Origin of the sequence: Melaminivora jejuensis, assembly GCF_017811175.1 — a bacterium.
GTDB classification, from domain to species: Bacteria; Pseudomonadota; Gammaproteobacteria; order Burkholderiales; family Burkholderiaceae_C; genus Melaminivora; species Melaminivora jejuensis.
On sequence record NZ_JACWIJ010000002.1, the window covers coordinates 2,700,503 to 2,725,708 of the forward strand.

Sequence of the window (25,206 nt, forward strand, 5' to 3'; positions counted from 1 at the left end):
GCACCGAAAAAACGAAAACCGGCTTACTTGGCCTTCGGACGCTTGGCGCCGTACTTGGAGCGCGACTGCTTGCGATCCTTGACGCCTTGCAGGTCGAGCGAACCGCGCACGATGTGGTAGCGCACACCGGGCAAGTCCTTGACCCGGCCGCCGCGCACCAGCACCACGCTGTGCTCCTGCAGGTTGTGGCCTTCGCCACCGATGTAGGAGATGACCTCGAAGCCGTTGGTCAGGCGCACCTTGGCAACCTTGCGCAGGGCCGAGTTGGGCTTCTTGGGGGTCGTGGTGTACACACGGGTACACACGCCACGGCGCTGGGGGCAGTTCTCCATGGCCGGGCTCTTGGATTTGACAACTTCGACCGTGCGGCCTTGGCGCACGAGCTGATTGATGGTTGGCATTGCTGTGATGAGTCCCTAAACGTGAATTGGACGTGAAAAGCGAAAACGTGAATCCCTTCGGAAATTTCCGAAAAGCCCGCGAGTGTAGCGTTTTATGAAATGCCGGGCAAGGCCAAGGCGCTCACGCCTGACCTCGCAGCTCAGAAAGCCTGGGGCTTCCAGCGCCCCTGCTCGTTTCTCATCAGATAGCCGCCGGATGCATCCTGCATCACGACCATGCCCTCGTTTTCCGCAACGAAGGGCGTGTTGCCGACGCGCGCCAGGCGCCCCTGCAATGCCGCGCCCTGGGCCTTGAAAGGGCTGTCGGCCACCAGGTCGGCCAGCAGGCTGTTCACGTCGAAATAACTGGTCGGCTGGCTCACGACAAGAGGGCTGCCAGGCTGCCGTGCTTTGGGCAGGCCGATCAGCTTGAGCGCCGCCGGCCCCAGCGTGATGCGCGGCTCGGGTATCTCGCGCACGCCGGAGAACTGGCCCATGCCGCCGCCCTGCAACGCCATGCCGTGCTCGGGCAGCATGACCAGCACGACCGGGCGGCCACTGGCTTCGAGCTGGGCGATGAAGCGCTCGAAGTCGCCCAGCAGCTTGCGCAGCCGTGGCTTGTACGACTCCAGGCTGCTGCGCCCGCCGCCACTGGACAGGCGGTTGCCATCGTGCAGCGAGATGGTGTTGTAGTACAGCGCAGCAGGCTGTCCGCCCTGGCTTTGCTGCTGGCGCCACCAGCCGGAGAGCGCAGCGTAGTCGTCGTGAACGGGCGAGCCATCGAAGCCGTGCATGTGTACCGGCGCCTGGCGGCTGACCTGAACCTTGCCGTGCAGCCCGCCCCGGTACTCCAGCAGTTTGGAAAAATTGTCGAAGGCGCCGTCGTGGTTGAGCAGGCCCGCAGTCCTGAAGCCGGCCTGCTCCAGCACCGGGAAAATCTGGCACTCGCGCGGCGCGCCACGGTAGAGCTGCCCGTGCCGCACCTGCCCGCAGGCGCCGTACAGCAGCCGCAGCACCGCCGGGCCGCTGTAGGCAGCGGCGCTGTTGAAGCGGGTGAACAGCACATCGAAGCGCTCGAACAGCGGGTGGTTGCGCTCACCCGCAGCTTCCAGGTCAGCCCAGGCCAGCGAGCACACGTGCAGGACGACGATGTCGAAGTCCGGCTTGGTTGCACCACTTTGCGGCAGCTCCAGCTTGCGCCGGGATTCATCCTGATAAAAGGCGTGCAGCCGGCTTTGCGGATCAGTGGCCGGCGCACCGCCCCGGGCGGCTGCCGCGCCGGCCCCCCCAGCCTGGTATTGCGCGGCCACCGGCACGCTCAGAATGCCCAGCAGGGCCACCAGGGCGAAGGGCACCCAGCGCGCCAGCAGCACATAGGCGGCGCCCGCCGCTGCCAGCGCCAGCAGCGCCCACGGGTTGACGAGCCGCGCTGCCAGCTCCCAGAGATAGGCGCCGCTGAAGCCGCTGAGGGCGGCCAGGCCGTCCAGCAGCCGCGCCGGCCCGGGCAGCAGGGAATCTTCATAGAGCAGCCACAGGGCCAGCGGCCAGGCCAGCCAGCGCCGGGCCAGGCGCAGCCACGGCCACCGGGGCGGCCAAAGCAGGAAGGCGGCAAACAGCAGGTTCTCGATCCAGCCGAAGTCGATGGCGCCCAGGTAGTACAGGCCCAGCTTGGCCAGGAAATACAGGCTCCAGCCGCCCATGCCCACGGCCCAGGCGGGGTGCAGGATCGGACGATCCGGCGCTGGCGCACCCGCCGCATGGGGTGTGCCAGTTGGCGCCGCGCTGCCTGTGCGAGGCTGAGGCTGGGAGCGGGGCTGGGAGCGGGGCCGTGCCCGGGCAGTGGAGCGGGCCTTGACCTGCGCCGGCTGCATCGGCACCTGCGGCGCTGGCGGGCGCGACCAGCCGGCGGCCTGCTGGCCGGACTGCGCGGCGGCGGCGCCCCCGGCCTACTGGTCTCTTACTTGATCCACAGCCGGATGGCATCCCAGGCGCGACCAAAAAAGCCCGCCTGGCCGACGTCCTCCAGCGCCACCAGCGGCACTTCGGCGATCTGCTGCTCGCCCAGGGTGACCTTGAGCGCGCCCACGCTCTGGCCCTTGGTGAAGGGCGCGATCAGCGGATCCTGGCGCACCACGGTGGTGGTGATCTTGCCGGCGCTGCCCGAAGGCACGGTGACCACGATGGGCTCGGTGCGGCCAATCTTCACGGTACCCTGCGTGCCCTTCCAGACGACCGGGGTGGCTGCCGGCTGGCCGGCGTCGAACAGCTTGACGGCATCGAACGCTGTGTAGCCCCAGTTCAGCAGCTTCTGGCTTTCGTTGGCACGGGCGTTTTCGCTGGCCGCACCCAGCACGATGGACAGCAGGCGCCGCTGGCCGGCCTGCGGAAAATCACGCCTGGACGTGGCCACCAGGCAATAGCCGGCCGCCTGGGTGTGGCCGGTCTTCAGGCCATCGACCGTGGGGTCGCGAAACAGCAGCGTATTGCGGTTGTTGCTGTTGGAGGCCGGCGTGCCCTCGTAGCGGTACTGCTTGGTCGAGTAGTAGTGCATGTACTCGGGGAAGTCCTGCATCAGCCGACGCGACAGCGTGGCCAGGTCGCGTGCCGTGGTGGTGTGGCCAGCCTCGGTCAGGCCTTCCGGGTTCTTGTACTGCGTGCCGGTCATGCCGAAGGCCTTGGCCTGCTCGTTCATCAGGCGCACGAAGTTTTCCACCGTGCCGCCCACGCCTTCGGCCAGGGCCACCGTGGCATCGTTGCCCGACTGCACGATCATGCCCTTGAGCAAATCATCGACCGGCACCTGCATCTTGGGGTCGATGAACATGCGCGAGCCGGGCATCTTCCAGGCGCGCTCGCTCACCGGCAGGCGCTGCTCCAGCGTGATCTTCTTGGCCCGCAGGGCGTCGAAGACCAGATAGCCGGTCATCAGCTTGGTGAGCGACGCCTGCTCCACCGGCGCGTCGATGTCCTTGGCGGCCAGCACCTGATCGGCCGTCACGTCCACCAGCAGATAGTTGCGCGCGGCGATTTCCGGTGGCTGGGGCGCCTGGGCCCACAGGACGGCCGGGGCCAGGATCAGGACGCACAGAAGATTTCGCAGCAGGGACAGGGCAGAGGGCATCGGAGACAAACAGACAGAGAGGAGAAGGAGGCAGGAAAAGACAGGAAAACGCAAGCGCTGCAGGAGCGGCAGGCGTCACGGCAGGGCCGCTTGCAGGTGGCGCATGGCCAGATTTTTCAGCAGCGGCAATTGTCCGTGAAAGAAATGGCCGCCTCCGGGCACAACCGTAACCGGGAGTTGCTGGGGCCGCGCCCAGTCCATGACCGAGGCCAGCGGCACGGTTTCATCATGTTCGCCGTGGATGACCAGGGTGGCCAGGTGCGCGTCCGCTGGCAGCTCGGCCACCTCGAAGCGGCTGGCTGCCGTGCCGACCAGGATCGCGCGCTCGACCTGCCGTACGCCCCACAGCCGCGCCAGCGCATGGCTGGCCACGAAGGCGCCGAAGGAAAAACCGGCCAGTGCGATCGGCCCCTCGGGCGCGGCCTGCTGCACTACGGCCAGCATGTCGTCGAGCTCGCCGCGCCCGTCGTCATGGCTGCCCGCCGTGCCCCCCACGCCGCGGAAGTTGAAGCGCAGCGCCGTCCAGCCGCAGGCGACGCAGGCGCGCGCCAGGGTCTGCACCACCTTGTTGTCCATGGTGCCGCCGAACAGCGGATGCGGATGGGCGATCACGGCCACGCCGCGCGCGGCCACGCCGGCAGGCGGCGCATCGCGCAGCGCCTCGATGGCGCCAGCTGGCCCGGCCAGGCTCAGGCGCTCGGTCTGTGCATTCATGTTTTGCTACCCAAACAATAGCTGTCAGCGCTTGTCCAGCAAGGGCTGGAGGCCAAAAACACTCACAATCAAGCCAGCGGCGGAGGTGCTGCTCAGGCGCCGCTCAACGGCCCACATCCGGCGCCAGCAGTAGCCGCTCGACGACCTGCCCGCCCAGCAGGTGGGTGTCGATGATCTCGTCGATGTCATCGTTGTCCACATAGGTGTACCAGACGCCCTCGGGATAGACCACGACGACAGGGGCGCCCGAGCAGCGATCCAGGCAGCCGGCCTTGTTCACGCGCACCTTGCCCGGGCCGGCCAGGGCCAGTGCCTTGACCTGTTTCTTGCAGTACTCGAAAGCCTGCTGCGCGCCGTGCGCGGCGCAGCAGGCCTCGGGCGCAGCGCGCTCGTTGAGACAGAAAAAAATGTGGCGCTGGAAGTAGGAGGGGGTGCCGGTGTTCATGGGCGCATTCTAGGAAGGCTCATGCAGACCCGTCATGCGCCGGACTTTCGGACAGAGCTTCGGGGCGGCGCTCCCGGCGCGACACCAGCGCCAGCACATAGACCAGCGCAGCGTGCGGCCACAGCCAGTCCAGCCACTGCCCCAGGCCGTAGAAGCGCAGAAAGCGCCCCTGCTCCCAGGCCTGCAGAGTCTGGGCGAAATAAGCGTTGGGCGGCGCATCGTTGAGCAGCTCCAGGTGCAACATCAGCACCACCAGCAACACAGCGGCGCAGGCCCGCCGTGGCAGCGCCACCAGCGCCAGGGCCAGCGCCAGGCCCAGTACGATGCCAACGCCCGCCGCCGGCGTGAGCCACTCCCAGGCGTGCATCGGCCCCCAGCTCAGGCTGGCCGACAGCGCCGTCACCGCCACGCCGATGGCTGCTGCGCCCGCTGCCAGCAGCGCGCGCCGGCCCACATGGCGCACGGCGCAGTAGCCCAGCAGGCAGGGGATGAGCAGGCCCAGCGCCACCGCCAGCATCTCGCCGCCGCGCGACATCTGCACCAAAGGCGCCTCGCGCAGGGGCAGCCACTCCAGGAAGGGCGTGCCCTGCAGCAGCTCGACCAGGGCATCTTCGAGCCGCTGCCAGACCTGGCCCAGGCCGAAGGGCAGCGCCGCCGGAAACAACAGCGCCCAGGGCCATAGCGCCAGCAGCACCAGGGCGCCGCGCGCATCGGGCACGAACCACTGCTGGCGAAAGCGGCTCCAGCGGGCGATGGCGCCCAGGCGCTCCAGCAGCGCCGCAGCCAGCGCGCCCAGCAGCGCGCCAGCGGCGTTGAGCGCCAGATCCAGGTTGGACGGCACGCGCCGGGGCAGGTAGATCTGCAGAAACTCCATGGACAGCGACAGCAGCGCGCCGCTCGCCGCCGCCACCGGCACGGCTGCGCGCGGCCAGCCCGAGCGCAGGCAGGCCAGCGCCAGCAGAAAGCCCAGCGGCGCGTAGCCGGCGATGTTGATGTTGACGTCGAACCACGTCCAGTACGGCGGCGGGATGCGCGCCGTCAGGAACACCCAGGGCGAGATGCCTTGCGCACGCCAGCCCTCGAAGGGAAACAAGCTGGCAAAGACGATCAGCGCGACATAGATCAGCGCCAGCGGCCAGGCCGAAGTCTTGTGCACGGCGGGCGGCCCGGCTGCCAAGGCTCAGAACGGCTTGACCACGACCAGCACCACCACGACCACCAGCAGCAACACCGGCACTTCGTTGAACCAGCGCAGCCACACATGGCTGCGCCGGCTGCTGCCGTCAATGAACCGCTTCAGCAGCCGCGCGCAGGCGTGGTGGTAGCCCACGATGACCAGCACCAGCGCCAGCTTGGCGTGCAGCCAGCCATTGCCCGGCCCCATGCCGATGCCGTAGCCCAGCCACAGCCACAGGCCCAGGCCGATGGCCGGCAGCGCCAGCAAGGTGGTGAAGCGCAGCAGCTTGCGCGCCATCAGCAGCAGCCGCTCGCGCTCGGCAATCGAGCCGGGTTCGGTCATGGCCAGGTTGACGTAGATGCGCGGCAGGTAGAACAGGCCGGCAAACCAGGAAGCGATGAAGACGATGTGGAAAGCCTTGACCCAGAGCATTGGAGGACGAGCAAGAAGGTGCGCGCGCACCAAAAAAAGAAGCCCGGCGCAGCCGGGCGGGAAAAGCCTCGTTGGCACGGATGCCGCCGAAGGCCCCGCTCAGGGAGGTAAAGCGGGGGGCGCCACAGCGCCCGGCGGCAATCTAGCACCGCCCTGCCCCAGGCGCAAGCACTGGCGCACACAGGCCGGGCGGGCGCTGTCGCACAATCGAGCGCCATGCACCTGTCCAGCCCCACCCCCTTCCCCGCCCAGCGCCCGCGCCGCCTGCGCCGCGACGCCTTCACCCGCAACCTGGTGCGCGAGCATCAACTGTCGCCGCACGACTTCATCTACCCGGTCTTCGTCCATGAGGGCCAGCAGCGGCGCGTGCCGGTGGCGTCCATGCCCGGCGTCGAGCGCCTGAGCATCGACCTGCTGCTGCCCGTGGCCGAGGAGTGCGTACGCCTGGGCATCCCCTACCTGGCGCTGTTCCCGTCCATCGACGGCACGCTCAAGACGCCCGACGGCCAGGAATCGCTCAACCCGGACGGCCTGATCCCGCGCACCATCCGCGCGCTGAAAAAGGAATTCCCCGAGCTGGGCGTCATGACCGACGTGGCGCTCGACCCCTACACCAGCCACGGCCAGGACGGCCTGATCGACGAGGCCGGCTACATCCTCAACGACGAGACCGTGGAGCTGCTGGTCGGCCAGGCGCTGGCGCACGCCGAGGCCGGCGTGGACATGGTCGCGCCCAGCGACATGATGGACGGGCGCATCGGCGCCATTCGGGACGCCCTGGAGGCGCACGGCCACATCCACACCCGCATCATGGCCTACAGCGCCAAGTACGCCAGCAGCTTCTACGGGCCGTTTCGCGACGCCGTCGGCTCGGCCGCCAACCTGGGCGCGAGCAACAAGAACGTCTATCAGATGGATCCGGCCAACACCGACGAGGCGCTGCGCGAGGTGGCGCTGGATCTGGCCGAAGGCGCCGACATGGTCATGGTCAAGCCCGGAATGCCGTACCTGGACGTGCTGCGCCGCGTCAAGGACGAGTTCCACGTACCGACTTTCGCCTACCAGGTCTCGGGCGAATACGCCATGCTGAAAGCGGCATCGGCCAACGGCTGGCTGGATCACGACAAAACCATGATGGAGGCGCTGCTGGCCTTCAAGCGCGCGGGTGCCGACGGCGTGCTGACCTACTTTGCCCTGGAAGCCGCCCGTCTGCTGCAAAAATAAGAGCTACCCGCGCTTGCCCAGCAAGCGCAGGAGCTCATTTTGACCACCAAAACCATCCCCGCTGCTGCCGCCGCCACCCCAGCGCCGATCCGCATCTTCCACATCCAGCCCGGCGCCGGCGCCACCGAACTGGATGCGCTGCCCGCCCAGCCCCCGCCCGTGGGCTTTTACTGGGTGGCCTGCACGCGCGCCGCGCTGCAGCAGGAGCTGGCGCGCCTGCAGGCCATGATCCAGACCGTCACCGGCCTGCAGCTGGTCGATCTGCACGTGACCGACCTGCTCAGCACGCAGCTGCCCTCGCACTACGACTACACCTCGCAATACGACCTGCTGGTCATGCGCCAGCTGGCGGCAACCGAGGGCCAGGCCGAAGCGCCCCTGCCGCGCACGGCGCGCGGCGGCCCGCCGGTGCTGCGGCGCATCGACACCAGCCCGGTGGCCCTGGTGGTCTTCGACGCCCTGCTGCTGTCCGTGCATCCGCACGACTGCACGGTGCGCGACAGCTACGCCAGGCGCCTGACGGCCCCGCCGCCGCCAGCGCCGCCACCCCTGGACGCCGACGCCGCCGAGGCAGCGGCAGACACCCTGGTATGCGAACTCAGCACCGGCGCCCCGGTGGCCGGCGTGCGCCTGCCCGGCAGCACCGCTGATCTGATGCTGCGCCTGGTCAACCAGATCGTGGACAACTACCTGGAGCTGCGCCGCGACCTGTCGCGCCAGCTCGATCACTGGCAGGTCGCGCTGCTCAACCCGCGCGGGCGCTTCAACCACTGGCGCTCGCTGATGGTGGCGCGCCTGGCGCTGCACCACCTGGCCGACATCTGCGAAGACCAGCGCGCCGCCCTACAGGCCTGGAGCAGCGCCCTGGACGGCGGGCGCATGGCCTGCGACGACGGCCTGGCGCAGCGCGAGCTGGAGCTGCTCAAGGTCAGGAGCCGCGACGTGCTGGAGCACATCGCCCGCGTGGCGCAGCACGTGCGCCGCCTGGAGCAAAGCACCGAAGCCGCCGTGCAAATGCATTTTTCCGTGCAGAACAACCGCACCAACGACATCATGCGCGTGCTCACCGTGCTCACCGCCGTGTTCCTGCCGCTGAACCTGATCGCCGGCATCTTCGGCATGAACTTCGAGGTGCTGCCCTTCGTCGAACTGCACAACGGCTTCTGGGGCGCGCTGCTGGCCATGCTCCTGATCGCCGCCGCGCTGACGGCGTACTTCTGGCGCAACCGCTACCTGGCGCAGACGGACGTTGAGCGTTGAGCGCTGTGCGTTGGACGGACTTCCACGCAAAACGCCAGGTGTTCAACGCAAAACTTGCTTTGACAATGCTTGCCGCGTCAATTATTCTGCCGCGCCATGCCTGCCGCCCCCACCGACGCACCAGCGTCCCTTGCCTCCTATGCGCCCGAGCGCAGCATCGGCCTGCAGTTGCGGCGCATCGTCAACCAGCTGGGCGCGACCATCGAATGCCGGGTCGAGCCACTGGGCCTGACCGACGCACAGTGGAAGCCGCTGCTGCGCCTGCTGCTGGGTGAGCACGCCAGCGCCAGCAGCGCCCTGGCGCGCGAGTGCCACATCGACAGCGGCGCACTGACCCGCCTGCTTGATCGCCTGGAGGCCAAGGGCCTGGTGCAGCGCGAGCGCGCCGCGCACGACCGGCGCGTGGTGCTGGTGGCCCTGACCGATGCCGGCCGGGCCGTGGCCAGCCAGCTGCCAGCCCTGCTGGGCGAGGCGCAGCGCCAACTGCTGCACGGCTTCGACGAGGACGAGCAGGACGCGCTGCGCGCCGCGCTCGACCGGCTGGAAGCCAACCTGCAAAACCTGGCCACCGCTGCGCCGGATAGCCGGGATGGCCTGGGTCACCCCTCAAAAAATCAATAAAAACCCGCTCAAACCCTTACCAGGCAAGCGCTGATAGCTATCTTTTTTGCTGATGGCTGGCTATGCCGGGCCGGCTCTCTTTTCTCTTTTCACACAACACCATGAACGCACCCCAAGCCGCCGCCCCGCTTTCGTCCCTGCAGGCCCGGGGCCGGCGCAAGCGCGCTCTGGGACTGCTGGCCGGTGTGGTGCTGGCCGGCGCCGCCGCCTTTGCCGTCTATGACTGGCTGGTAGCCAGCCACTACGAGCACACCGACAACGCCTACGTCCAGGGCAATGTCGTGCAGATCACGCCGCAAACCGGCGGCACCGTCATGGCCATAGCCGCCGACGACACCGATTTCGTGCGCGCCGGCAGCACCCTGGTGCAGCTCGACCCGGCGGATGCGCGCGTCGCCCTGCTGCAGGCCGAGGCCGCGCTGGCCCAGGCCGTGCGCCAGGCGCGCACGCTGTACGCCAACAACGAGACACTGGCCGCGCAGATCCGCCTGCGCCAGGCCGATGCCGCCCGCGCCCAGGCCGACATCGAGCGCGCCCAGGCCGAAGTGGCCCGCGCGCAGGACGACGCGCAGCGGCGCCAGCAGCTGGCCGGCGCCGGCGCCGTCTCCACCGAGGAGATGAACCACGCCCAGACCCAGCTCACGGCAGCGCGCACCCAGCAGGCTGCCGCGCAGGCTGCCGCAGCAGCGGCTCAGGCCGGCATTGCCGCTGCGCGCGAACAGCTGGCCAGCAACCGCGCGCTGACCCAGGGCGTCGAAGTGGCGCAGCACCCCAGCGTGCTGGCCGCTGCCGCCCGGCTGCGCGAAGCCTGGCTGGCCAGCCAGCGCACACAGCTGATCGCCCCGGTCGATGGCTATGTGGCGCGGCGCAGTGTGCAGCTGGGCCAGCGCGTGGCTGCCGGCAGTCCGCTCATGGCCATCGTGCCGCTGCGCGAGGTCTGGGTGGACGCCAACTTCAAGGAAAACCAGCTGCGCAACCTGCGCCTGGGCCAGCCGGCCACGCTGACGGCCGACCTGTACGGCAAGCAGGTGCAGTACCACGGCACGGTGGCCGGCCTGGGCGTGGGCACGGGCGCGGCCTTTGCCCTGCTGCCGGCGCAAAACGCCACCGGCAACTGGATCAAGGTGGTGCAGCGCGTGCCGGTGCGCATCGCCCTCGATGCCGGGCAGGTCGCCGCGCACCCGCTGCGCGTGGGCCTGTCCATGAACGTCGAAGTGGATACGCGCCAGCAGGACGGCGCCGCGCTGGCCGAGGCGCCGCGCAGCGCGCCGCTGGCGCAAACGCGCGTATTCGACCAGCTGGGCGACGGCGCCGAGGCCGAAGTGGCGCGCATCATCGCCGCCAACCTGGGCAAGTCCTGACATGGCCGCCGCGCCCGCACCGGCGGCGCCGCTGCCGCCGCTCACTGGCAGCGCCCGCGCCTGGGGCACGCTGTCGCTGTCGGCGGCGGTGTTCATGAACGTGCTGGACACGTCGATCGCCAACGTCTCGCTGCCAGCCATTGCCGGCGACCTGGGCGTCAGCCCCACGCAGGGCACCTGGGTCATCACCAGCTTTGCCGTGGCCAATGCGATTTCGGTGCCGCTCACCGGCTGGCTGTCGCAGCGCTTCGGCCAGGTGCGGCTGTTCGTGGCCAGCGTGGTGCTGTTCGTGATCGCCTCGCTCTTGTGCGGGCTGGCGCCCAACATGGCGCTGTTGATCGCCGCACGCGCACTGCAGGGCTTCGTCGCCGGGCCGATGATCCCGCTGTCGCAGTCGCTCCTGCTGGCCAGCTACCCACGCGCGCTGGCCGGCCTGGCCATGGCCATGTGGTCGATGACCACGCTGATCGCACCGGTGATGGGGCCGCTGCTGGGCGGCTGGATCACGGACAACATGAGCTGGCCGTGGATTTTCTACATCAACGTGCCGGTGGGCATTGCCGCCGCCTTCACCACCTGGGCCATCTTTCGCCACCGCGAGAGCGAGCGGCGCAGCCTGCCCATCGACTCCATCGGCCTGGCGCTGCTGGTCATCTGGGTAGGCGCCATGCAACTGGTGCTGGACATCGGCAAGGAGCACGACTGGTTCGCCTCGCCGCTGGTCGTGGCCAGCGCCCTGGTGGCCGTGGTGGGCCTGGCCGCCTTCCTGATCTGGGAGCGCGACGAGGCGCACCCGGTGGTCGATCTGACGCTGTTTCGCAATCGCAACTTCTGGGCCGGCTCGCTGGCGACTTCGGTCGGCTATGGCCTGTTCTTCGGCAACGTGGTGCTGCTGCCGCTGTGGCTGCAGCAGCACATGGGCTACACGGCCACGCAGGCCGGGCAGATCATGGCGCCGGTGGGCCTGCTGGCCATGATTTTGTCGCCCATGGTCGGCAAGAGCATTGGCCGGGTCGATCCGCGCCGCTACGCCACCTTTGCCTTCGTGGTGTTTGCCATCGTGCTGTGGATGCGCTCGCGCTTCAATACTCAGGCGGACTTCGCCACCATCATGGTGCCGACCATCATCCAGGGCATCTCGATGGCGTTCTTCTTCATCCCGCTGGTGACGCTTACGCTGTCGGAGATCGAGCCGGCGCGCATCCCGGCGGCCTCGGGCCTGTCCAACTTCATGCGCATCACGGCGGGCGCCATCGGCACCTCGGTCACCACCACACTGTGGGAGCGCCGCGCCACGCTGCACCATGCGCAACTGGTGGAGAACCTGCGGCCCTCCAGCCCCGGCTTCGAGCAGGCCCTGGCGGTGCTGCGCGCCGCCGGCATGAGCGACGCCCAGGCGCTGGCGCAGATGGAGCGCATGACCACGCAGCAGGCCTTCATGCTGGCGGCCAACGACATCTTCTACCTGTCCGCCGTGCTGTTCATGGTGCTGATCCCGCTGGTCTGGCTGGCGCACGCGCCGCGAGTGCAGGCCGGCGGGGCGGCGGATGCGGCGGCAGGGGCGCATTGAGCCACCAAGACGCTCCTAATTGCTACATTAAAAGTAGCTGCCAGCGCTTTCCAGACAAGGGCTGACGCCTTATTTGGCTTGCAAATGCCGCCCCAGAAACTCCACCGTTCGCGCCCAGGCCAGCTGCGCTGCCGGCGCGTCGTAGCTGGCGCGTTGGTCGCAGTGGAAACCGTGGTCGGCGTCGTACAGCTGCACCTCGACCTGCGGGTGCGCGGCGGCGAACTCCTGCACGCCCTTGAGCGGGATGAAGTGGTCGCGCCGGCCAAAGTGCGCCAGCACCGGCACGCGCGGCGTGCGCGCCAGCTCGGCGCGGGTGGTCATGCCGCCGCCGTAGTAGGGCACGGCGGCTGACAGGCCCTGCAACTCGCAGGCGGCGCGCCAGGCCAGCAGGCCGCCGTAGCAAAAACCCATGACCGCCACGCGCGCGCCGCTGTCGCGGGCGGCGTGGTCGATGGCCGCCTGGATGTCGGCCAGCACGCCGGGCGCGGGCAGGGCCTCCACGGCGGCCTTGAGCTGCTTGCCGCGCTGCATGTCGGCCTCGCCATAGCCCAGCTCGACACCCTTTTCCACGCGGGCGAAGGTGGACGGCGCCAGCGCCAGCCAGCCCTGCGCCGCCAGCCGGCCAGCCACGTCGCGGATGTGGCTGTTGACCCCGAAAATCTCCTGCAGCAGCACCACCGCGCCGCGCGGCGTGCCTTCGGGGCTGACTTGCCAGGCCGGCACGCAAAAGCCGCCCTCGGCCACGATGTCGATCCACTGACCCATTGATGCACCTCCTTGCCATGCAGGGCAGACAAAAAAGGGCATTGTGGCCGGCGCGGCGCTCAGGCCGGGGCGGCTTCGGCCTCGCGTTCGGCTTCGGCTTCGCCCGAGGAGCAGGCGCCGCCGCAGCCGTGGATGGGTTCGGCGGGCAGCGCGGCCGGCTGATGCACCACGCCAGTGGCCGGGTCGAAGCCGACGCGCCGCAGGTGCGCCGCCAGGGCCGCGTCCATGCTGTCGGTGTGCTGCGGGAACCACACCGTCAGCTCCTCGGCCATGGTGCGCAGCACGCGCAGATCGCCCTGCGCGCCGCCCTCGCGCATGATGTTCAGCACGGCCTGGTGCTGCAGGCTGTGGCAGTTGCCGGCGGCGAACTGCGTGGCCTGCATCCAGCGGTCTTCCTGGGCGAAGTGCTCTGCCGTGTGCTCGACCAGCGCCTGCCAGGCGGCAGGCAGGCCGGCGTCATCCGCCGCCTGCACGGCCTGCAGCAACTGGACGAATTCCTGGTGCGTCTCATCCATGCGGGGCAAGTCCAGTGCCAGCTCTTCGCTCCATTGCAGTGTCGCCATGTCGTGCTTTCTCCGTTCAAACCTTGAAGGCGCGCGAGCCTACGGGCGTGGCAGGAAGTGGCATTGACTCAGGTCAACACCAAGCCTCATGGCAAAGCGCCAGGAAAAAAGCCCCGCCTGGGCGGGCGGGGCTTTGCGGCAGTAGCCGGGGACGGGTCATTGCGCGTATTCGCGCTTGGCGTCGGCCACGCACTTGTCCTTGGCGTCGCCGCTCAGGCTATCGCAGCGCTCCTTGGCAGCCTTGTAGTTGGCCTCGCGCATTTCCTGTGCAGCGTCCTTGCGGGCCTCGGCCACGTTGGCCTGCTTGGCCAGGTTGGCATTGCTGGGCGCGGGCTTGGACTCGGCCAGCGAGACCTTGGCCTTTTCCTTGGCAGCCACGTGCGCTGCCTTGGCGTCCTTTTTGCAGACATCCTTGGCATTGCCCGACAGGTCATCGCACTTTTCCTTGGCGACTTCGTAGTCGGCATCGGCGCGTGCCTCGTGTACCTTGTAAGTGTGCTTGTCGCTGGGCTGGTACTGGGCCTGCAGTTCGGCCTTGGCGACCTTCTCGTTGCCCTTGGCCTCTTTTTCGCACACGTCCTTGGCGTTGCCCGACAGGGCATCGCACTGGGCCTTGGCGGCCTTGTAGTCGGCTTCGATGCGTTCCTCGGCGGCCTTGTGCTCGTCCTTGGTCATGGCTATGCCGGAAGTGGCCAGCAGGCCGGCGATGGCCAGGGCCATCAGGTTGCGCAAATGTTTCATGGTGTTGTGCTCCGGACAGTGGGTGGTGCGGGCAGAGGCGGCCTCAATCCCAGCGGAAGTCGGGATTGGCACGCTCCCAGTGGTTGAGCTGGTCTTCGGCGGCTTCCTTGGCCAGGCCGTGGCGCTCCTGCAGCTTGCCCAGCATCTGGTCGCGCTTGCCGGCGATCACGTCCATGTCGTCGTCGGTCAGCTTGCCCCACTGCTCCTTGACCTTGCCCTTGAACTGCGTCCAGTTGCCCTTGATGCGGTCTTCATTCATGGCTGCTCTCCTTCGGTGGGTGAAATGTCTGGTGTCGATCGCTTCGTGCCAGGGTGGCTGCAAGCGATGGAAAGCACTGTAGAAATCACCCGGCAGCCGGTGCGTCGGCTCGGACAGCGGCGCAGCGTCAGCGCAGTGCCAGCGCCGCGTGTAGGCGGCGCGGCTGGTCAGGGCGTGCGTGTGCGTCGTGCGCCAGACGCTGGACGTCCAGGCAGCCCAGGGGCGCGCTCCTTCAGCGGCCCGAGCGCTGCACCCAGTCGGCCAGCTCCTGCGCGGCCTGCGCGGCGGCCTCGGCCAGGGCGCGGGCGCCGCCGGCGGCATCGGGCGTGCTGGCCGGGCGCTGCACCACGAACAGGCGCTGGGCGACCAGCACCTCGCCGCGCGCGCTGTTGTCGGCCAGCAGCGCGCGCAGGCGCAGCAGGCCGTGGCTGCGCTGGGGCGACTCGAAGACCTGGCTGAACTCTTCGAGCTGCACGCGCAGCACCGTGGGCATCCGGGCACGGTCGGCCAGCATGGCCAGGCCGTCGTCGCCCGAGAGCACGGCGCGGCCCTGGCCGAGCTGCTCGCGCAGCGCCTGCTGCACCAGGATGGCCGGCGGCTGGCTCCAGCGCGCCTGGGTGTAGGGCTGCAGCTGCTGGGCATTGGCATAGGCCAGGCGGTACAGCAGCGCCGAGCTGGCCTCGGGCAGGCCGGTAGCCTCCACGTCGGCCAGCGCCAGCGGCGGCAGGGCCTGGGCCTGGGCCGGCGCGGCTGCAGCAGTCGCGCTGCCCGGGCCGAAGTCATAGACGTCGGCGCGCTCGGGCGGCTTGGGCAGCACCGAGCAGGCAGCCAGTGCCACACTGGCCACAGCCAGAAAAATCAAACGAAAAAGCCCTGAAACCCTTGTCAGACAAGCGTTAACAGCTATATTTTTCATAGTATCCATGGGATCTCCCGGGCGGTATGCAGGCGCCTTCACGGCTGGACTGGCGGCGCGACGAAGCCCGGCTCGCCCGGGCCGGCGGCAGCGCGCCCCGGGCCGTAGAGCAGCGCCTGCGGGTTGTCGCTGATGCCCGAGGCAGTGCGCCCCAGGCGGCGTGCGGCGCGGGCGGTTTCGTCGGCGGCGTGGTTCAGGCGCGGCAGGGTGACGCGGCCAAAGCGGTCAGCCGCCTCGGCCAGCGACTTGGAGCTGCTGGCGATGGCATCGACCGGCCCGCCCTCGGCGCTCAGAGTGCGCACGGTGGCGCCGATGTCATCCGCCGTGCGCCCGGCACTCTCGCCGGCCTGGCGCAGCGCGGCCAGCGTCTGGCGCGCGTCCTGCGCCACCTGCGGCACGGCGGCCAGCGCCGGGTCGAGCCGGGTGTCCACCGTGCGCTCCAGCCGCCGGGCCAGTTGGCTGACGTTGCCGGCAGCGCTGCCCAATTGCTCCAGAGCGGTGGCAAAGCGCTGCTGGTTTTCGTCGCCCAGCACCTGGTTGAGGCGCTTGGCCACTTCCTGCACCTGGCCCAGGATGGCCGGGCCTTGCTCGGCCAGCTGGCTCAGCGGCGAGCTTTGCAGCGGCAGGCGCGGCAGGCCGCTGGCGCCGGGCGCGGGCTGGCTCAGGGGGTGGCGGGCATCGTCCAGCAGCACATGCGCCAGCCCGGTCACGCCCTGGTAGCCCAGGGTGGCGAAGGTGGTCGGGCTGATGGGCGCGTCCATGTTCACGGCGATGCGGATCAGCACGTTGCCGCTGACCTGCGGATCGAACCCGATGTGCGTGACCTTGCCCACGGCCACGCCCTTGTAGCGCACCGCCGCCTGCGGCTGCAGGCCGCTCACGCTGTCCTTGCTGGACAGCTCGTAGAGCTGGTAGGCCGTCTGGTCGCGCGTCAGCCACAGGGCCAGGCCGGCCAGCAGGGCGGCGACGAGGAGGACAAAGGCCCCGGCAGCCAGGGCGTGGGATCGGTTTTCCATCAGCTGGTCTCGCTCGCCCGGGCGCGCCGACCGCGCTCGCCCAGGAAAAAATGGTCGATGAAGGGGTGCTTGAAGCGCGTGACCTCGTCGGGCGTGCCCAGGGCGATCACGCGCCGCTCGGCCAGCACGGCCACGCGCGTGGACAGGGCGTACAGGGTATCCAGGTCGTGCGTGACCATGATGACCGTGAGGCCCAGCGCGGCGTGCAGCTCCAGCAGCAACTGGCAGAACTCGTCGGAGCTGTTCGGATCCAGCCCAGCGGTCGGCTCGTCGAGCAGCAGCAGCGGCGGATCCATGATCAGCGCCCGCGCCAGCGCCACGCGCTTGATCATGCCGCCCGACAGGTCAGCCGGCATCCGCGTGGCGTGCTCGGCCTTGAGGCCGACCAGGCGCAGCTTGACCAGCGCGGCATCGGTGATGACCCCCTCCGGCAGCGTGCCCAGCTCGCGCAGGGCGAAGGCGATGTTGTCCAGCACGCTGAAGGCGGAAAACAGCGCGCCGTGCTGGAACAACATGCCGACGCGGCTGCTGGCACCCTCGCCGCCAAGCTTGGTGGCCGGGCGGCCCAGCACGCTGACGCTGCCGCGCGTGGGCACCGTCAGCCCGAGGATGTGGCGCAGCAGCACCGTCTTGCCGGTGCCTGAGCCGCCGACCAGCGACAGGATCTCGCCCCGGCGCACCGTCAGATCCAGCTTGTCGTGGACGGTGAAGGCGTCGCGGCCCTTGCCGAACACCGTGGCCAGGCCGCGAATCTCGACGGCGGGCGCGGCACCCGGTGGCGCAGCAGCTGCCGGGGCGGTGGAGTCGCTGGCTTTTCCCATACCGTCAGAAGCCCACGTTCTTGAACGCCACGGCAAACAGTGCGTCCACGATGATGACCATGGTGATGGCGCTGACCACCGAGGCCGTCGTGCCCTGGCCCAGGCTTTGCGTGTTGGGCTGCACACGCAGGCCCCAGTGGCAGCCGATCAGCGCGATGAACACGCCAAAGACCACCGATTTGCCCATGGCCAGCCACAGGTTGGACACCTGCACCGCCGCCGGCAGGGACTGGGCGAAGTAGGCCGGCGAGATGTCCATGGTCAGGTCGGCGGCCAACATGCCCCCGCCCAGGGCGGCCAGCGTCGTCCACAGCGCGATCAGCGGCATGGCCAGGCCCAGCGCCAGCGCGCGCGGCATGACCAGGCGAAAGCCGTGCGGGATGCCCATGACGCGCATGGCGTCCAGCTCCTCGGTCACGCGCATCACGCCGATCTGCGCCGTGATGGCCGAGCCCGAGCGCCCGGCCACCAAAATGGCGCCCAGCATCGGCCCCAGCTCGCGGATCAGCGAGATGCCCAGGATGTTGACGATGAAGGCCTCGGCGCCGAACTGGCGCAGCTGCAGGCTCATCAGATAGGCCAGCACCACGCCGATCAGAAAGCCCACCAGCGCGGTGATGGGCAGCGCCGCCGCGCCCATGCGGTACAGGTGGCCGGAGATGTCGCGCCACGGCCCGCGCAGGGGCGCGCGCAGCAGGCGCAGCACGTCCAGGTGCAGCTGGCCGATCAGCTCGACCAGGTGCTTGAGGTGATCCAGCGCATGGACGACCTGCCCGCCCAGCGCATACAGCGCCCCGCCCAGGGTGGTGCGCTGGCGCGGCGGGCGCTCGGTGGTGTATTGCGCCACGCGCTCGATCATGGCGCGCTGGGCATCGGCCAGTTCGATCTGCCCGGGCCAGCGCTGGCCCCAGTGATCCCACAGCAGCTGCGCGCCGATGTGATCCAGGCGTTGCACACCCGACAGATCCCAGGCCGGCGCAGCACTCTCCTGGCCGGCGCCAGCGCTCTCGCGCATCTGGCGCAGCAGCCGCCGCGCCGCCGCCCGGTCGGCCAGCGCGGCGGCCAGCCAGTCGCCACGCAACAGCACGCGCGCACCGGCAGCGCCGGCGGCTGGCTCACGGCTCAGGGTGGGTGGGGTCAGCTCAGGCATGGGGGGGCAGTTTTGCACAATCGCCTGCGGCACTGCCAGAATGTATTGAAAAAACATCCAAAAAGCCTGGAAACCCTTGCTGGACAAGCGAATGCAGCTATACAAAAAGAAGCACGCAGGATTTTCCCTCTCGACAGCCGAGCCTGCCTTCGGACAATGGCGCGCCAGCCTGTCAGCCAGGCGCCACTGCAAAAGCCATGAGCACCGACACCACTTTCGACACCATCATCATCGGCGCCGGCACCGCCGGCAGCCTGCTGGCCAACCGCCTGAGCGCGGACAAGTCGTGCCGCGTGCTGCTGCTCGAAGCCGGCCGCAAGGACGACTATCACTGGATCCATGTGCCGGTGGGCTATCTGTACTGCATCGGCAACCCGCGCACCGACTGGCTGTACCAGACCGAGCCTGACGCCGGCCTGAACGGCCGCACCCTGCGCTACCCGCGCGGCAAGACACTGGGCGGCTGCAGCAGCATCAACGGCATGATCTACATGCGCGGCCAGGCGCGCGACTATGAGCACTGGGCCGAACTGACGGGCGAGGACGCCTGGCGCTGGAGCAACGTGCTGCAGGCGTTTCGCCGCCACGAGGATCACTGGCGGCTCGATGCGCCCGGCCAGGCCGACGAGGCCTTTGCCCGCCTGCACGGCAACAAGCGCACCGGCAGCAGCGGCGAGTGGCGCGTGGAGCGCCAGCGCCTGCGCTGGGACATCCTGGACGCTTTTGCCCAGGCGGCGCAGCAGGCCGGCATCCCGGCCACGCAGGATTTCAACAGCGGCGACAACGAGGGCGTGGGCTACTTCGAGGTCAACCAGAAGGCCGGCTGGCGCTGGAACACCGCCAAGGCTTTCTTGCGCCCGACCTGCTATGGCCGGCCCAACTTCGAGCTGTGGACTAACGCCCAGGCCACGCGGCTGCTGCTGGAGCGCCAGGAGGACGGCAGCCAGCGCTGCACCGGCGTGCAGGTCTGGACGGGCCGCGAGATGGTCACGGCGCACGCTACGCGCGAGGTCATCCTGAGCGCCGGCGCCGTGAACTCGCCGCAGCTGCTGCAGCTGTCGGGCATAGGCCCGGGCGAGTTGCTGCGGCAGCGCGGCATCGAGGTGCGGCACGAGCTGCCCGGCGTCGGCGCCAATTTGCAGGATCACCTGCAGATCCGCGCCGTGTACAAGGTGCAGGGCGTGCCGACGCTCAACCAGCTGGCCAGCACGCTGCTGGGCAAGGCGCGCATCGGGCTGGAATACGCCGTGAGGCGCAGCGGGCCCATGAGCATGGCGCCCTCGCAGCTGGGCGCCTTCACGCGCAGCAGCGAGCGCTACGAGCACGCCAACATCCAGTTCCACGTCCAGCCGCTGTCGCTCGAAGCCTTCGGCGATCCGCTGCACAGCTTCCCGGCCTTCACCGCCAGCGTGTGCAACCTGCAGCCGACCAGCCGGGGCAGCGTCACCATCAAGAGTCCGCGCTTCGAGGACGCCCCGGCGATTGCGCCCAACTACCTGTCCACGCAGGAGGATCGGCAAGTCGCCGCCGACAGCCTGCGCGTAGTGCGCCGCATCGCCGGCCAGCCGGCGCTGGCACCCTACGCGCCCGAGGAATACAAGCCTGGCCCGCAGTACCACAGCGACGAAGACCTGGCGCGCCTGGCCGGCGACATCGCCACCACCATCTTCCACCCCGTGGGCACGACGCGCATGGGTCGCCAGGATGATCCGATGGCGGTGCTGGACGCGCAGCTGCGCGTGCGCGGCGTGGCCGGCCTGCGCGTGGTGGACGCCGGCGCCATGCCGACCATCACCAGCGGCAACACCAACAGCCCGACGCTGATGATGGCCGAGATGGCGGCGCAGTGGATCCGCCGGGGCAGCGCTGGCGCCTGAGCGGGCCGAAGGCCGGCCTGAACAAAATTTCAAGGCCATCCGGGGGAAATCCCCGATGCCGGCGCCAGCTCGCTTGGCTACATTGCCCCCACTCGACGCGCGCCCCCGGCACGCCACACGAGGGGCCGAGGAGACAGCTCGCCGCGATACAAGAACACCAATATCCAGACAGGCGCCCGCAAGAGGCGCCTTTTTCCTGCCAGCACCTGCCCGCCAGGTGCTTTTTTTTTGCCCGCTTTCCTTGCATTTTTTGATGAAAACGAGCTGAAACCCTTGCCAGTCAAGCGCCTCCAGCTATCAAAAAAGAACCACCAACACTGCCACAATCGCGCCCATGGAATGGCTCATCGTCTCGCTGGCCTCGCTGCTGGCCGGTTTCGTGGACGCAATCGTGGGCGGCGGCGGGCTGATCCTGCTGCCCGCCCTGTTTGCCACCTTCCCCGCCACTGCGCCGGCCACGCTGATGGGCACCAACAAGAGCGCAGCCATCTGGGGCACGGGCATCGCCACCTGGCAGTACAGCCGGCGCGTGACCCTGCGCTGGCCGGCCATGCTGCCGGCCACGGCGGCGGGCTTTGCCGGCGCCTTCGCGGGCGCCTGGGTGGTCACGCTGATCTCGGCGGATTTCCTGCGCAAGCTGCTGCCGCTGGTGCTGGTGGCGCTGCTGGCCTACACCCTGGCCAGGAAAGACCTGGGCCGCACCCACGCGCCGCGCCTGGCCGCGCGCCAGGAGGCCTGGGCGGCCAGCGCCATCGGCCTGGCCATCGGCTTCTACGACGGCTTCTTTGGCCCCGGCACGGGCAGCTTCTTCGTCTTTCTGTTCGTGCGCGTGCTGGGCTACGACTTCCTGCACGCCTCGGCCAGCGCCAAGCTGCTGAACCTGGCGACCAACGTCGCCGCGCTGATCCTGTTTGCCGCCAAGGGCCATGTGTGGTGGCATTTCGCGCTGCCGCTGGCGCTGGCCAACGTGGTCGGCAGCCTGCTGGGCGCGCACCTGGCGCTCAAGCACGGCGCGGGCTTCGTGCGCGGCATCTTCATCGTCGTGGTCGGCGCGCTGATCGTGAAGACCGGCTGGGATGCTTTCCTGCGCTAAGCCTTGCCTTGCCCACCCTTGCCCCCAGTTGCCTGCTCTTGAACCTTGCGACGAGGAGTCCGCCCCATGAGCACCGTGACCCTGATCGGCGCGCCCACCGATGTCGGCGCCAGCGTGCTGGGCGCCAGCATGGGGCCGGATGCGCTGCGCATCGCCGGCCTCGCCCGCGCCCTGCGCGCCCTGGGCCTGGCGGTACACGATGCCGGCAACCTGCACGGCCCGGGCAACCCGCAGGCGCTGGCGCAGGACGGCTTTCGGCATCTCGATGAAGTCGTGCAGTGGAACCGCGCCGTCCACGACGCCACTGCCGCCGCCCTGGCGCGCGGCGAGCTGCCGCTGCTGATGGGCGGCGACCACTGCCTGGCGATCGGCTCCATCAGCGCCGTGGCCGCGCACTGCCACGTCCGGGGACGGCGCCTGAAGGTGCTGTGGTTCGACGCCCACGCCGACGCCAACACGCCCGAGACCTCGCCCTCGGGCAACCTGCACGGGATGCCGGTGGCCTGCCTGCTCGGGCAGGGGCCGCGCGCGCTGGCGCAACTGGCCGGGGGCACGGCGCTGGCCGCCGGCCAGATCGCCCTGATCGGCGTGCGCAGCGTGGACGCGGTCGAGAAACGCTTCGTCGCCGAGCACGGCATCGAAGTCCACGACATGCGCACCATCGACGAGCTGGGGATGCGCGCGGTGATGCAGGCGGCGCTGGCCGATGTCGATGAGCACACCCACCTGCACGTCAGCTTCGACATGGACGCCATGGATCCGGCCGTGGCTCCCGGCGTGGGCACCGACGTGCGCGGCGGCCTGACCTACCGCGAGACGCAGCTGTGCATGGAGATGCTGGCCGACAGCGGGCGGCTGGCCTCGTGCGATCTGGTCGAGCTCAACCCGGCGCTGGACATCCGCAACCAGACCGCCGAGCTGGCCGTCGATCTGCTGGAGAGCCTGTTTGGCAAATCCACGCTGATGCGCCTGCGCTGACCGCCCCGGCCCGAGGCGGCAGATCGGCACAAAACTGCGGGATTTCACCGGGTTTGCGCCCATGCACAGGGATAAAAGCGCGTCCCTATAATGCGCCACCCCCACGAGGCCAGCCTTTTTCCCCGACCGGTTGTTGCAGGCCTGGGCCTTTTGCAGTGTCCGGCCTGCCACCCGCAAGGCCGGTTTTTTTGTCCCTGACACCCCTGCAGGATCAACACCCATGAAGATGCTCCAGACCCTGGCCGCCGCTGCCCTGGCACTGTGCGCCGCCGCCACCGTCCACGCCCGCCCCTGGCCGACATCCAGAAAAGCGGCACCATCGTCCTCGGCTCCGAAGGCCAGTACGCGCCCTTCAACTTCTTCAAGGGCAAGGAGCTGACGGGCTACGAGATCGAGGTTGCCGAGGCCGTGGCCAAGAAAATGGGCCTCAAGTACGAGTGGAAGACGGTGGGCTTTGACGCCCTGCTCACGGGCCTGCAGCAAGACCGCTGGGATCTGGTCATTGCCTCGCACGGCATCACCGAGGAGCGCGCCAAGGCTGCCACCTTCACCGACCCGCACTACTGCTCGGGCGGCCAGATCGTCTCCATGAAGCCCGAGATCGCCAAGGCTGCCGACCTGGCCGGCAAGGTGGTGGCGGTGCAGACCGGCACCTCCTACCTGCAGCACGTCAAGGAAGTGCCCGGCGTCAAGGACGTGAAGAACTTCCCCACCGACGAGGCCGCACGCAGCGCCCTGGCCTCCAAGCGCGTCGATGCCTGGGTGACCGACCGCTTCGTAGCCAAGGAAATGCTGGCCAAGGCGCCCAAGGCCGGTTTCAAGACCGGCGACATGCTGTTCATCGAGAAGGTCGCCGCCGCCGTGGCCAAGGGCAACCAGCCGCTGGCCGACGCCTGGAACAAGGCCTTCCAGGAGCTGGTCGCCGACGGCACCATCGGCAAGATCTCGCAGAAATACTTCCAGGAAGACGTGACCTGCAAGTGAGCGCCCTGCAGCCCGCATCGGCCTGATCCCTCGTTTCCTGCCTGCGCTGGGCCGCATCGCCCGGCGCAGGCGTTTTGCTTTTGTCTGTCCCATGCTTGTCGCTCTTTGGCCCTCGAACTGGAGCCGGCCCCAGCGCAGCAACGCCACGCTGGTGGCGGCGCTGGTGCTGATGGCGCTGGTTCTGTCGCTGCTTGGCTGGCTGCTGTCGTTCTTCCCCGAGCCCATAGGCTCCAACGCCGCGCTGTTTGCCGAAGGAGCGCTGACCACGCTGGAGCTCACGGTGGTCGCCGGCATCGCCGGGCTGATCCTGGGCACAGCGGCGGCGCTGGCGCGCACCTCGCGCCTGGCCTGGCTGCGCGGCATCGCCAGTTTCTACATCTGGGCCATTCGCGGCACGCCGCTGCTGGTGCAGATTTTGTTCGTCTATTTCGCCCTGCCGGTGCTGGTGCCGGGCCTGAACCTGCCCGACTTCGCCGCCGCCTGCGTAGCCTTGGGCCTGAACGTGGGCGCCTACAACGCCGAGGCCATCCGCGCCGGCCTCCTGGCCGTGCCGCGCGGCCAGACCGAGGCCGCGCGCGCCCTGGGCCTGCCGCGCTCGCGCGTGTTCCTGGACGTGGTGTTTCCGCAGGCCTTCAAGATCGCCCTGCCGCCGCTGGTGAGCAACTTCGTCGCGCTTTTGAAGGACTCCTCGCTGGCCTACGTCATCGGCGTGGTCGAGCTGACCAACGTCGGCAACCGCATCCAGTCGGCCACCTTCCAGCCGGTGGCGACACTGACCACGGTGGCCATCACCTACCTGATCCTGACCACGCTGGTCACCCAGGTCACGCACGCCATCGAGCACCGCTTCGACGTGGAGGGCCGCGTCCAATGAGCACCCCCTACATCGTCTGCAAGGACGTGCGCAAGGCCTTCGGTAGCCATGAAGTCCTCAAGGGCGTATCGACCCAGTTCCACACCGGCCAGGTCACGACCATCATCGGCGCCTCCGGCTCAGGCAAGAGCACGCTCTTGCGCGCCATCAACCGGCTGGAGCCGCACGACAGCGGCAGCATCACCATCGGCGGCGTGGAGGTGACCGACGATGCGCGCACGCTGCAGGCGCAGCGCTGCGAGGTCGGCATGGTGTTCCAGCAGTTCAACCTGTTCGGTCACCTGACGGTGCTGGACAACCTGACGCTGGCGCCCCGGCGCATCCACCGCACGCCGCGCGCCGAGGCCAATGGCCAGGCCATGCAGCTTTTGAAGCGCGTGGGGATGCAGGATCACGCGCACAAGTACCCCTGGCAACTCTCGGGCGGGCAGCAGCAGCGCGTGGCCATTGCCCGGGCGCTGGCCATGGCGCCCAAGGTCATGCTGTTCGACGAGCCGACCAGCGCGCTCGACCCCGAGATGGTGCAGGAGGTGCTGGACGTCATGCGCGAGTTGGCGCGCGGCGGCATGACCATGATCGTGGTGACCCACGAGATGGGCTTTGCCCGCGAGGTGGCGGATCGGGTCATGTTCTTCGACCAGGGCTGCATCGCGCACGACGCGCCGCCGGCGGAGTTCTTCGCCAACCCGGCCAGCGAACGCATCCGCTCCTTCCTGCGGCGCATGAGCAGTTGATTGAGCTATTTTTTCGATAGCTGCCCACGCTTGTGGGACGTGCGCTACCGCCCTTTTTTACCCTGAACCCTGCACTCTCTCCTGCTCCCTCCCCTGTGGGGGGCTGGGGCGGAGGCCAGCGGCGGCTGGA

Annotated in this window: 25 protein-coding genes and 1 pseudogene; 11 read left to right on the top strand and 15 right to left on the bottom strand. The window is 68.9% G+C overall.

Going from position 1 to position 25,206, the window contains the following annotated elements; translation table 11 throughout:
- Positions 1-23: 23 nt before the first annotated feature.
- From rpsL to IDM45_RS12770, 7 genes are all read right to left on the bottom strand, one after another.
- Positions 24-401, bottom strand: a complete 378-nt coding sequence (gene rpsL / locus IDM45_RS12740) for a 30S ribosomal protein S12 (RefSeq protein WP_209423176.1) — start codon at positions 399-401, stop codon at positions 24-26.
- 140 nt (positions 402-541) lie between these two features.
- Complete coding sequence (bcsG, locus tag IDM45_RS12745; protein ID WP_209423177.1) at positions 542-2,080, bottom strand: cellulose biosynthesis protein BcsG; 1,539 nt, start codon at positions 2,078-2,080, stop codon at positions 542-544.
- 257 nt (positions 2,081-2,337) lie between these two features.
- On the bottom strand, positions 2,338-3,501 hold the full coding sequence (locus IDM45_RS12750; RefSeq protein WP_209423178.1) for a D-alanyl-D-alanine carboxypeptidase family protein: 1,164 nt from the start codon (positions 3,499-3,501) through the stop codon (positions 2,338-2,340).
- A gap of 75 nt (positions 3,502-3,576) precedes the next feature.
- Complete coding sequence (locus tag IDM45_RS12755; RefSeq protein ID WP_209423179.1) at positions 3,577-4,215, bottom strand: alpha/beta hydrolase; 639 nt, start codon at positions 4,213-4,215, stop codon at positions 3,577-3,579.
- A gap of 103 nt (positions 4,216-4,318) precedes the next feature.
- Positions 4,319-4,660, bottom strand: a complete 342-nt coding sequence (locus IDM45_RS12760; protein ID WP_209423180.1) for a (2Fe-2S) ferredoxin domain-containing protein — start codon at positions 4,658-4,660, stop codon at positions 4,319-4,321.
- A 19-nt stretch (positions 4,661-4,679) separates the two neighbouring features.
- Positions 4,680-5,816, bottom strand: a complete 1,137-nt coding sequence (locus IDM45_RS12765; RefSeq protein WP_209423181.1) for a VanZ family protein — start codon at positions 5,814-5,816, stop codon at positions 4,680-4,682.
- A gap of 24 nt (positions 5,817-5,840) precedes the next feature.
- Complete coding sequence (locus tag IDM45_RS12770) at positions 5,841-6,269, bottom strand: CopD family protein (RefSeq protein ID WP_209423182.1); 429 nt, start codon at positions 6,267-6,269, stop codon at positions 5,841-5,843.
- Between the two features lie 216 nt (positions 6,270-6,485).
- On the opposite strand from IDM45_RS12770, the gene hemB reads away from it, so the two are divergent.
- From hemB to IDM45_RS12795, 5 genes are all read left to right on the top strand, one after another.
- Complete coding sequence (gene hemB / locus IDM45_RS12775) at positions 6,486-7,493, top strand: porphobilinogen synthase (protein ID WP_209423183.1); 1,008 nt, start codon at positions 6,486-6,488, stop codon at positions 7,491-7,493.
- A 39-nt stretch (positions 7,494-7,532) separates the two neighbouring features.
- Positions 7,533-8,753, top strand: a complete 1,221-nt coding sequence (locus IDM45_RS12780; RefSeq protein WP_232653941.1) for a magnesium transporter CorA family protein — start codon at positions 7,533-7,535, stop codon at positions 8,751-8,753.
- A gap of 96 nt (positions 8,754-8,849) precedes the next feature.
- A complete protein-coding gene (locus IDM45_RS12785) occupies positions 8,850-9,374 on the top strand; it encodes a MarR family winged helix-turn-helix transcriptional regulator (protein WP_209423184.1) in 525 nt (174 codons plus the stop codon).
- 101 nt (positions 9,375-9,475) lie between these two features.
- Positions 9,476-10,735, top strand: a complete 1,260-nt coding sequence (locus tag IDM45_RS12790) for an efflux RND transporter periplasmic adaptor subunit (RefSeq protein ID WP_209423185.1) — start codon at positions 9,476-9,478, stop codon at positions 10,733-10,735.
- A 1-nt stretch (position 10,736) separates the two neighbouring features.
- Positions 10,737-12,305: a DHA2 family efflux MFS transporter permease subunit gene (locus tag IDM45_RS12795; protein WP_209423186.1), complete on the top strand. Its 1,569-nt coding sequence runs from the start codon at positions 10,737-10,739 to the stop codon at positions 12,303-12,305.
- A gap of 69 nt (positions 12,306-12,374) precedes the next feature.
- On the opposite strand, the gene IDM45_RS12800 is transcribed toward IDM45_RS12795, so the two are convergent.
- The 8 genes from IDM45_RS12800 to IDM45_RS12835 all read right to left on the bottom strand — a co-directional run bounded on the left by IDM45_RS12800 (position 12,375) and on the right by IDM45_RS12835 (position 18,536).
- Positions 12,375-13,070 carry a dienelactone hydrolase family protein gene (locus IDM45_RS12800; protein WP_209423187.1) on the bottom strand — a complete coding sequence of 232 codons (696 nt, stop codon included), beginning with the start codon at positions 13,068-13,070 and terminating at the stop codon, positions 12,375-12,377.
- A gap of 59 nt (positions 13,071-13,129) precedes the next feature.
- Entirely contained in the window at positions 13,130-13,633 is a 504-nt protein-coding gene (locus IDM45_RS12805; protein WP_209423188.1) for a hemerythrin domain-containing protein, read from the bottom strand.
- A gap of 156 nt (positions 13,634-13,789) precedes the next feature.
- Entirely contained in the window at positions 13,790-14,374 is a 585-nt protein-coding gene (locus tag IDM45_RS12810) for a hypothetical protein (protein ID WP_209423189.1), read from the bottom strand.
- 43 nt (positions 14,375-14,417) lie between these two features.
- Complete coding sequence (locus IDM45_RS12815; RefSeq protein ID WP_209423190.1) at positions 14,418-14,633, bottom strand: CsbD family protein; 216 nt, start codon at positions 14,631-14,633, stop codon at positions 14,418-14,420.
- 232 nt (positions 14,634-14,865) lie between these two features.
- Entirely contained in the window at positions 14,866-15,558 is a 693-nt protein-coding gene (locus IDM45_RS12820; protein ID WP_209423191.1) for an ABC-type transport auxiliary lipoprotein family protein, read from the bottom strand.
- Positions 15,559-15,587: 29 nt separating this feature from the next.
- The gene (locus tag IDM45_RS12825) at positions 15,588-16,565 is read right to left on the bottom strand and encodes an MlaD family protein (protein ID WP_209423192.1); all 978 of its coding nucleotides are present in this window, start codon (positions 16,563-16,565) and stop codon (positions 15,588-15,590) included.
- Positions 16,565-17,386, bottom strand: coding sequence for an ABC transporter ATP-binding protein (locus IDM45_RS12830; protein ID WP_209423193.1), 822 nt, complete (start codon positions 17,384-17,386; stop codon positions 16,565-16,567). Before IDM45_RS12830 ends, IDM45_RS12825 begins: the two co-directional genes overlap by 1 nt.
- A 4-nt stretch (positions 17,387-17,390) precedes the next feature.
- Positions 17,391-18,536: an MlaE family ABC transporter permease gene (locus IDM45_RS12835; protein ID WP_209423194.1), complete on the bottom strand. Its 1,146-nt coding sequence runs from the start codon at positions 18,534-18,536 to the stop codon at positions 17,391-17,393.
- A 197-nt stretch (positions 18,537-18,733) separates the two neighbouring features.
- Between IDM45_RS12835 and IDM45_RS12840 the strand changes: the two genes are divergently transcribed.
- The 6 genes and pseudogenes from IDM45_RS12840 to IDM45_RS12865 all read left to right on the top strand — a co-directional run bounded on the left by IDM45_RS12840 (position 18,734) and on the right by IDM45_RS12865 (position 25,076).
- The gene (locus IDM45_RS12840; RefSeq protein ID WP_209423195.1) at positions 18,734-20,413 is read left to right on the top strand and encodes a GMC family oxidoreductase; all 1,680 of its coding nucleotides are present in this window, start codon (positions 18,734-18,736) and stop codon (positions 20,411-20,413) included.
- Positions 20,414-20,747: 334 nt separating this feature from the next.
- A complete protein-coding gene (locus IDM45_RS12845) occupies positions 20,748-21,506 on the top strand; it encodes a sulfite exporter TauE/SafE family protein (protein ID WP_209423196.1) in 759 nt (252 codons plus the stop codon).
- A 66-nt stretch (positions 21,507-21,572) separates the two neighbouring features.
- Positions 21,573-22,484: an arginase gene (gene rocF / locus IDM45_RS12850; protein WP_209423197.1), complete on the top strand. Its 912-nt coding sequence runs from the start codon at positions 21,573-21,575 to the stop codon at positions 22,482-22,484.
- A 220-nt stretch (positions 22,485-22,704) separates the two neighbouring features.
- Positions 22,705-23,468, top strand: a pseudogene (locus IDM45_RS12855) (ABC transporter substrate-binding protein).
- A 91-nt stretch (positions 23,469-23,559) separates the two neighbouring features.
- Positions 23,560-24,342, top strand: coding sequence for an amino acid ABC transporter permease (locus tag IDM45_RS12860; RefSeq protein WP_209423198.1), 783 nt, complete (start codon positions 23,560-23,562; stop codon positions 24,340-24,342).
- A complete protein-coding gene (locus IDM45_RS12865; RefSeq protein WP_209423199.1) occupies positions 24,339-25,076 on the top strand; it encodes an amino acid ABC transporter ATP-binding protein in 738 nt (245 codons plus the stop codon). The genes IDM45_RS12860 and IDM45_RS12865 overlap by 4 nt, the downstream gene beginning before the upstream one ends.
- The last annotated feature ends 130 nt before the right edge of the window (positions 25,077-25,206 follow it).

Coding starts and splice junctions, on each gene's coding strand:
- IDM45_RS12815 (WP_209423190.1), bottom strand. CDS start 14,633: ATGAATGAAGACCGCATCAAGGGCAACTGGACGCAGTTCAAGGGCAAG.
- IDM45_RS12805 (WP_209423188.1), bottom strand. CDS start 13,633: ATGGCGACACTGCAATGGAGCGAAGAGCTGGCACTGGACTTGCCCCGC.
- IDM45_RS12835 (WP_209423194.1), bottom strand. CDS start 18,536: ATGCCTGAGCTGACCCCACCCACCCTGAGCCGTGAGCCAGCCGCCGGC.
- rocF (WP_209423197.1), top strand. CDS start 21,573: ATGAGCACCGTGACCCTGATCGGCGCGCCCACCGATGTCGGCGCCAGC.
- IDM45_RS12865 (WP_209423199.1), top strand. CDS start 24,339: ATGAGCACCCCCTACATCGTCTGCAAGGACGTGCGCAAGGCCTTCGGT.
- IDM45_RS12820 (WP_209423191.1), bottom strand. CDS start 15,558: ATGGATACTATGAAAAATATAGCTGTTAACGCTTGTCTGACAAGGGTT.
- IDM45_RS12785 (WP_209423184.1), top strand. CDS start 8,850: ATGCCTGCCGCCCCCACCGACGCACCAGCGTCCCTTGCCTCCTATGCG.
- IDM45_RS12770 (WP_209423182.1), bottom strand. CDS start 6,269: ATGCTCTGGGTCAAGGCTTTCCACATCGTCTTCATCGCTTCCTGGTTT.
- IDM45_RS12845 (WP_209423196.1), top strand. CDS start 20,748: ATGGAATGGCTCATCGTCTCGCTGGCCTCGCTGCTGGCCGGTTTCGTG.
- bcsG (WP_209423177.1), bottom strand. CDS start 2,080: ATGGGCGGCTGGAGCCTGTATTTCCTGGCCAAGCTGGGCCTGTACTAC.
- IDM45_RS12750 (WP_209423178.1), bottom strand. CDS start 3,501: ATGCCCTCTGCCCTGTCCCTGCTGCGAAATCTTCTGTGCGTCCTGATC.
- IDM45_RS12860 (WP_209423198.1), top strand. CDS start 23,560: ATGCTTGTCGCTCTTTGGCCCTCGAACTGGAGCCGGCCCCAGCGCAGC.
- IDM45_RS12830 (WP_209423193.1), bottom strand. CDS start 17,386: ATGGGAAAAGCCAGCGACTCCACCGCCCCGGCAGCTGCTGCGCCACCG.
- IDM45_RS12760 (WP_209423180.1), bottom strand. CDS start 4,660: ATGAACACCGGCACCCCCTCCTACTTCCAGCGCCACATTTTTTTCTGT.
- IDM45_RS12810 (WP_209423189.1), bottom strand. CDS start 14,374: ATGAAACATTTGCGCAACCTGATGGCCCTGGCCATCGCCGGCCTGCTG.
- IDM45_RS12795 (WP_209423186.1), top strand. CDS start 10,737: ATGGCCGCCGCGCCCGCACCGGCGGCGCCGCTGCCGCCGCTCACTGGC.
- IDM45_RS12825 (WP_209423192.1), bottom strand. CDS start 16,565: ATGGAAAACCGATCCCACGCCCTGGCTGCCGGGGCCTTTGTCCTCCTC.
- IDM45_RS12840 (WP_209423195.1), top strand. CDS start 18,734: ATGAGCACCGACACCACTTTCGACACCATCATCATCGGCGCCGGCACC.
- IDM45_RS12790 (WP_209423185.1), top strand. CDS start 9,476: ATGAACGCACCCCAAGCCGCCGCCCCGCTTTCGTCCCTGCAGGCCCGG.
- IDM45_RS12800 (WP_209423187.1), bottom strand. CDS start 13,070: ATGGGTCAGTGGATCGACATCGTGGCCGAGGGCGGCTTTTGCGTGCCG.
- rpsL (WP_209423176.1), bottom strand. CDS start 401: ATGCCAACCATCAATCAGCTCGTGCGCCAAGGCCGCACGGTCGAAGTT.
- hemB (WP_209423183.1), top strand. CDS start 6,486: ATGCACCTGTCCAGCCCCACCCCCTTCCCCGCCCAGCGCCCGCGCCGC.
- IDM45_RS12755 (WP_209423179.1), bottom strand. CDS start 4,215: ATGAATGCACAGACCGAGCGCCTGAGCCTGGCCGGGCCAGCTGGCGCC.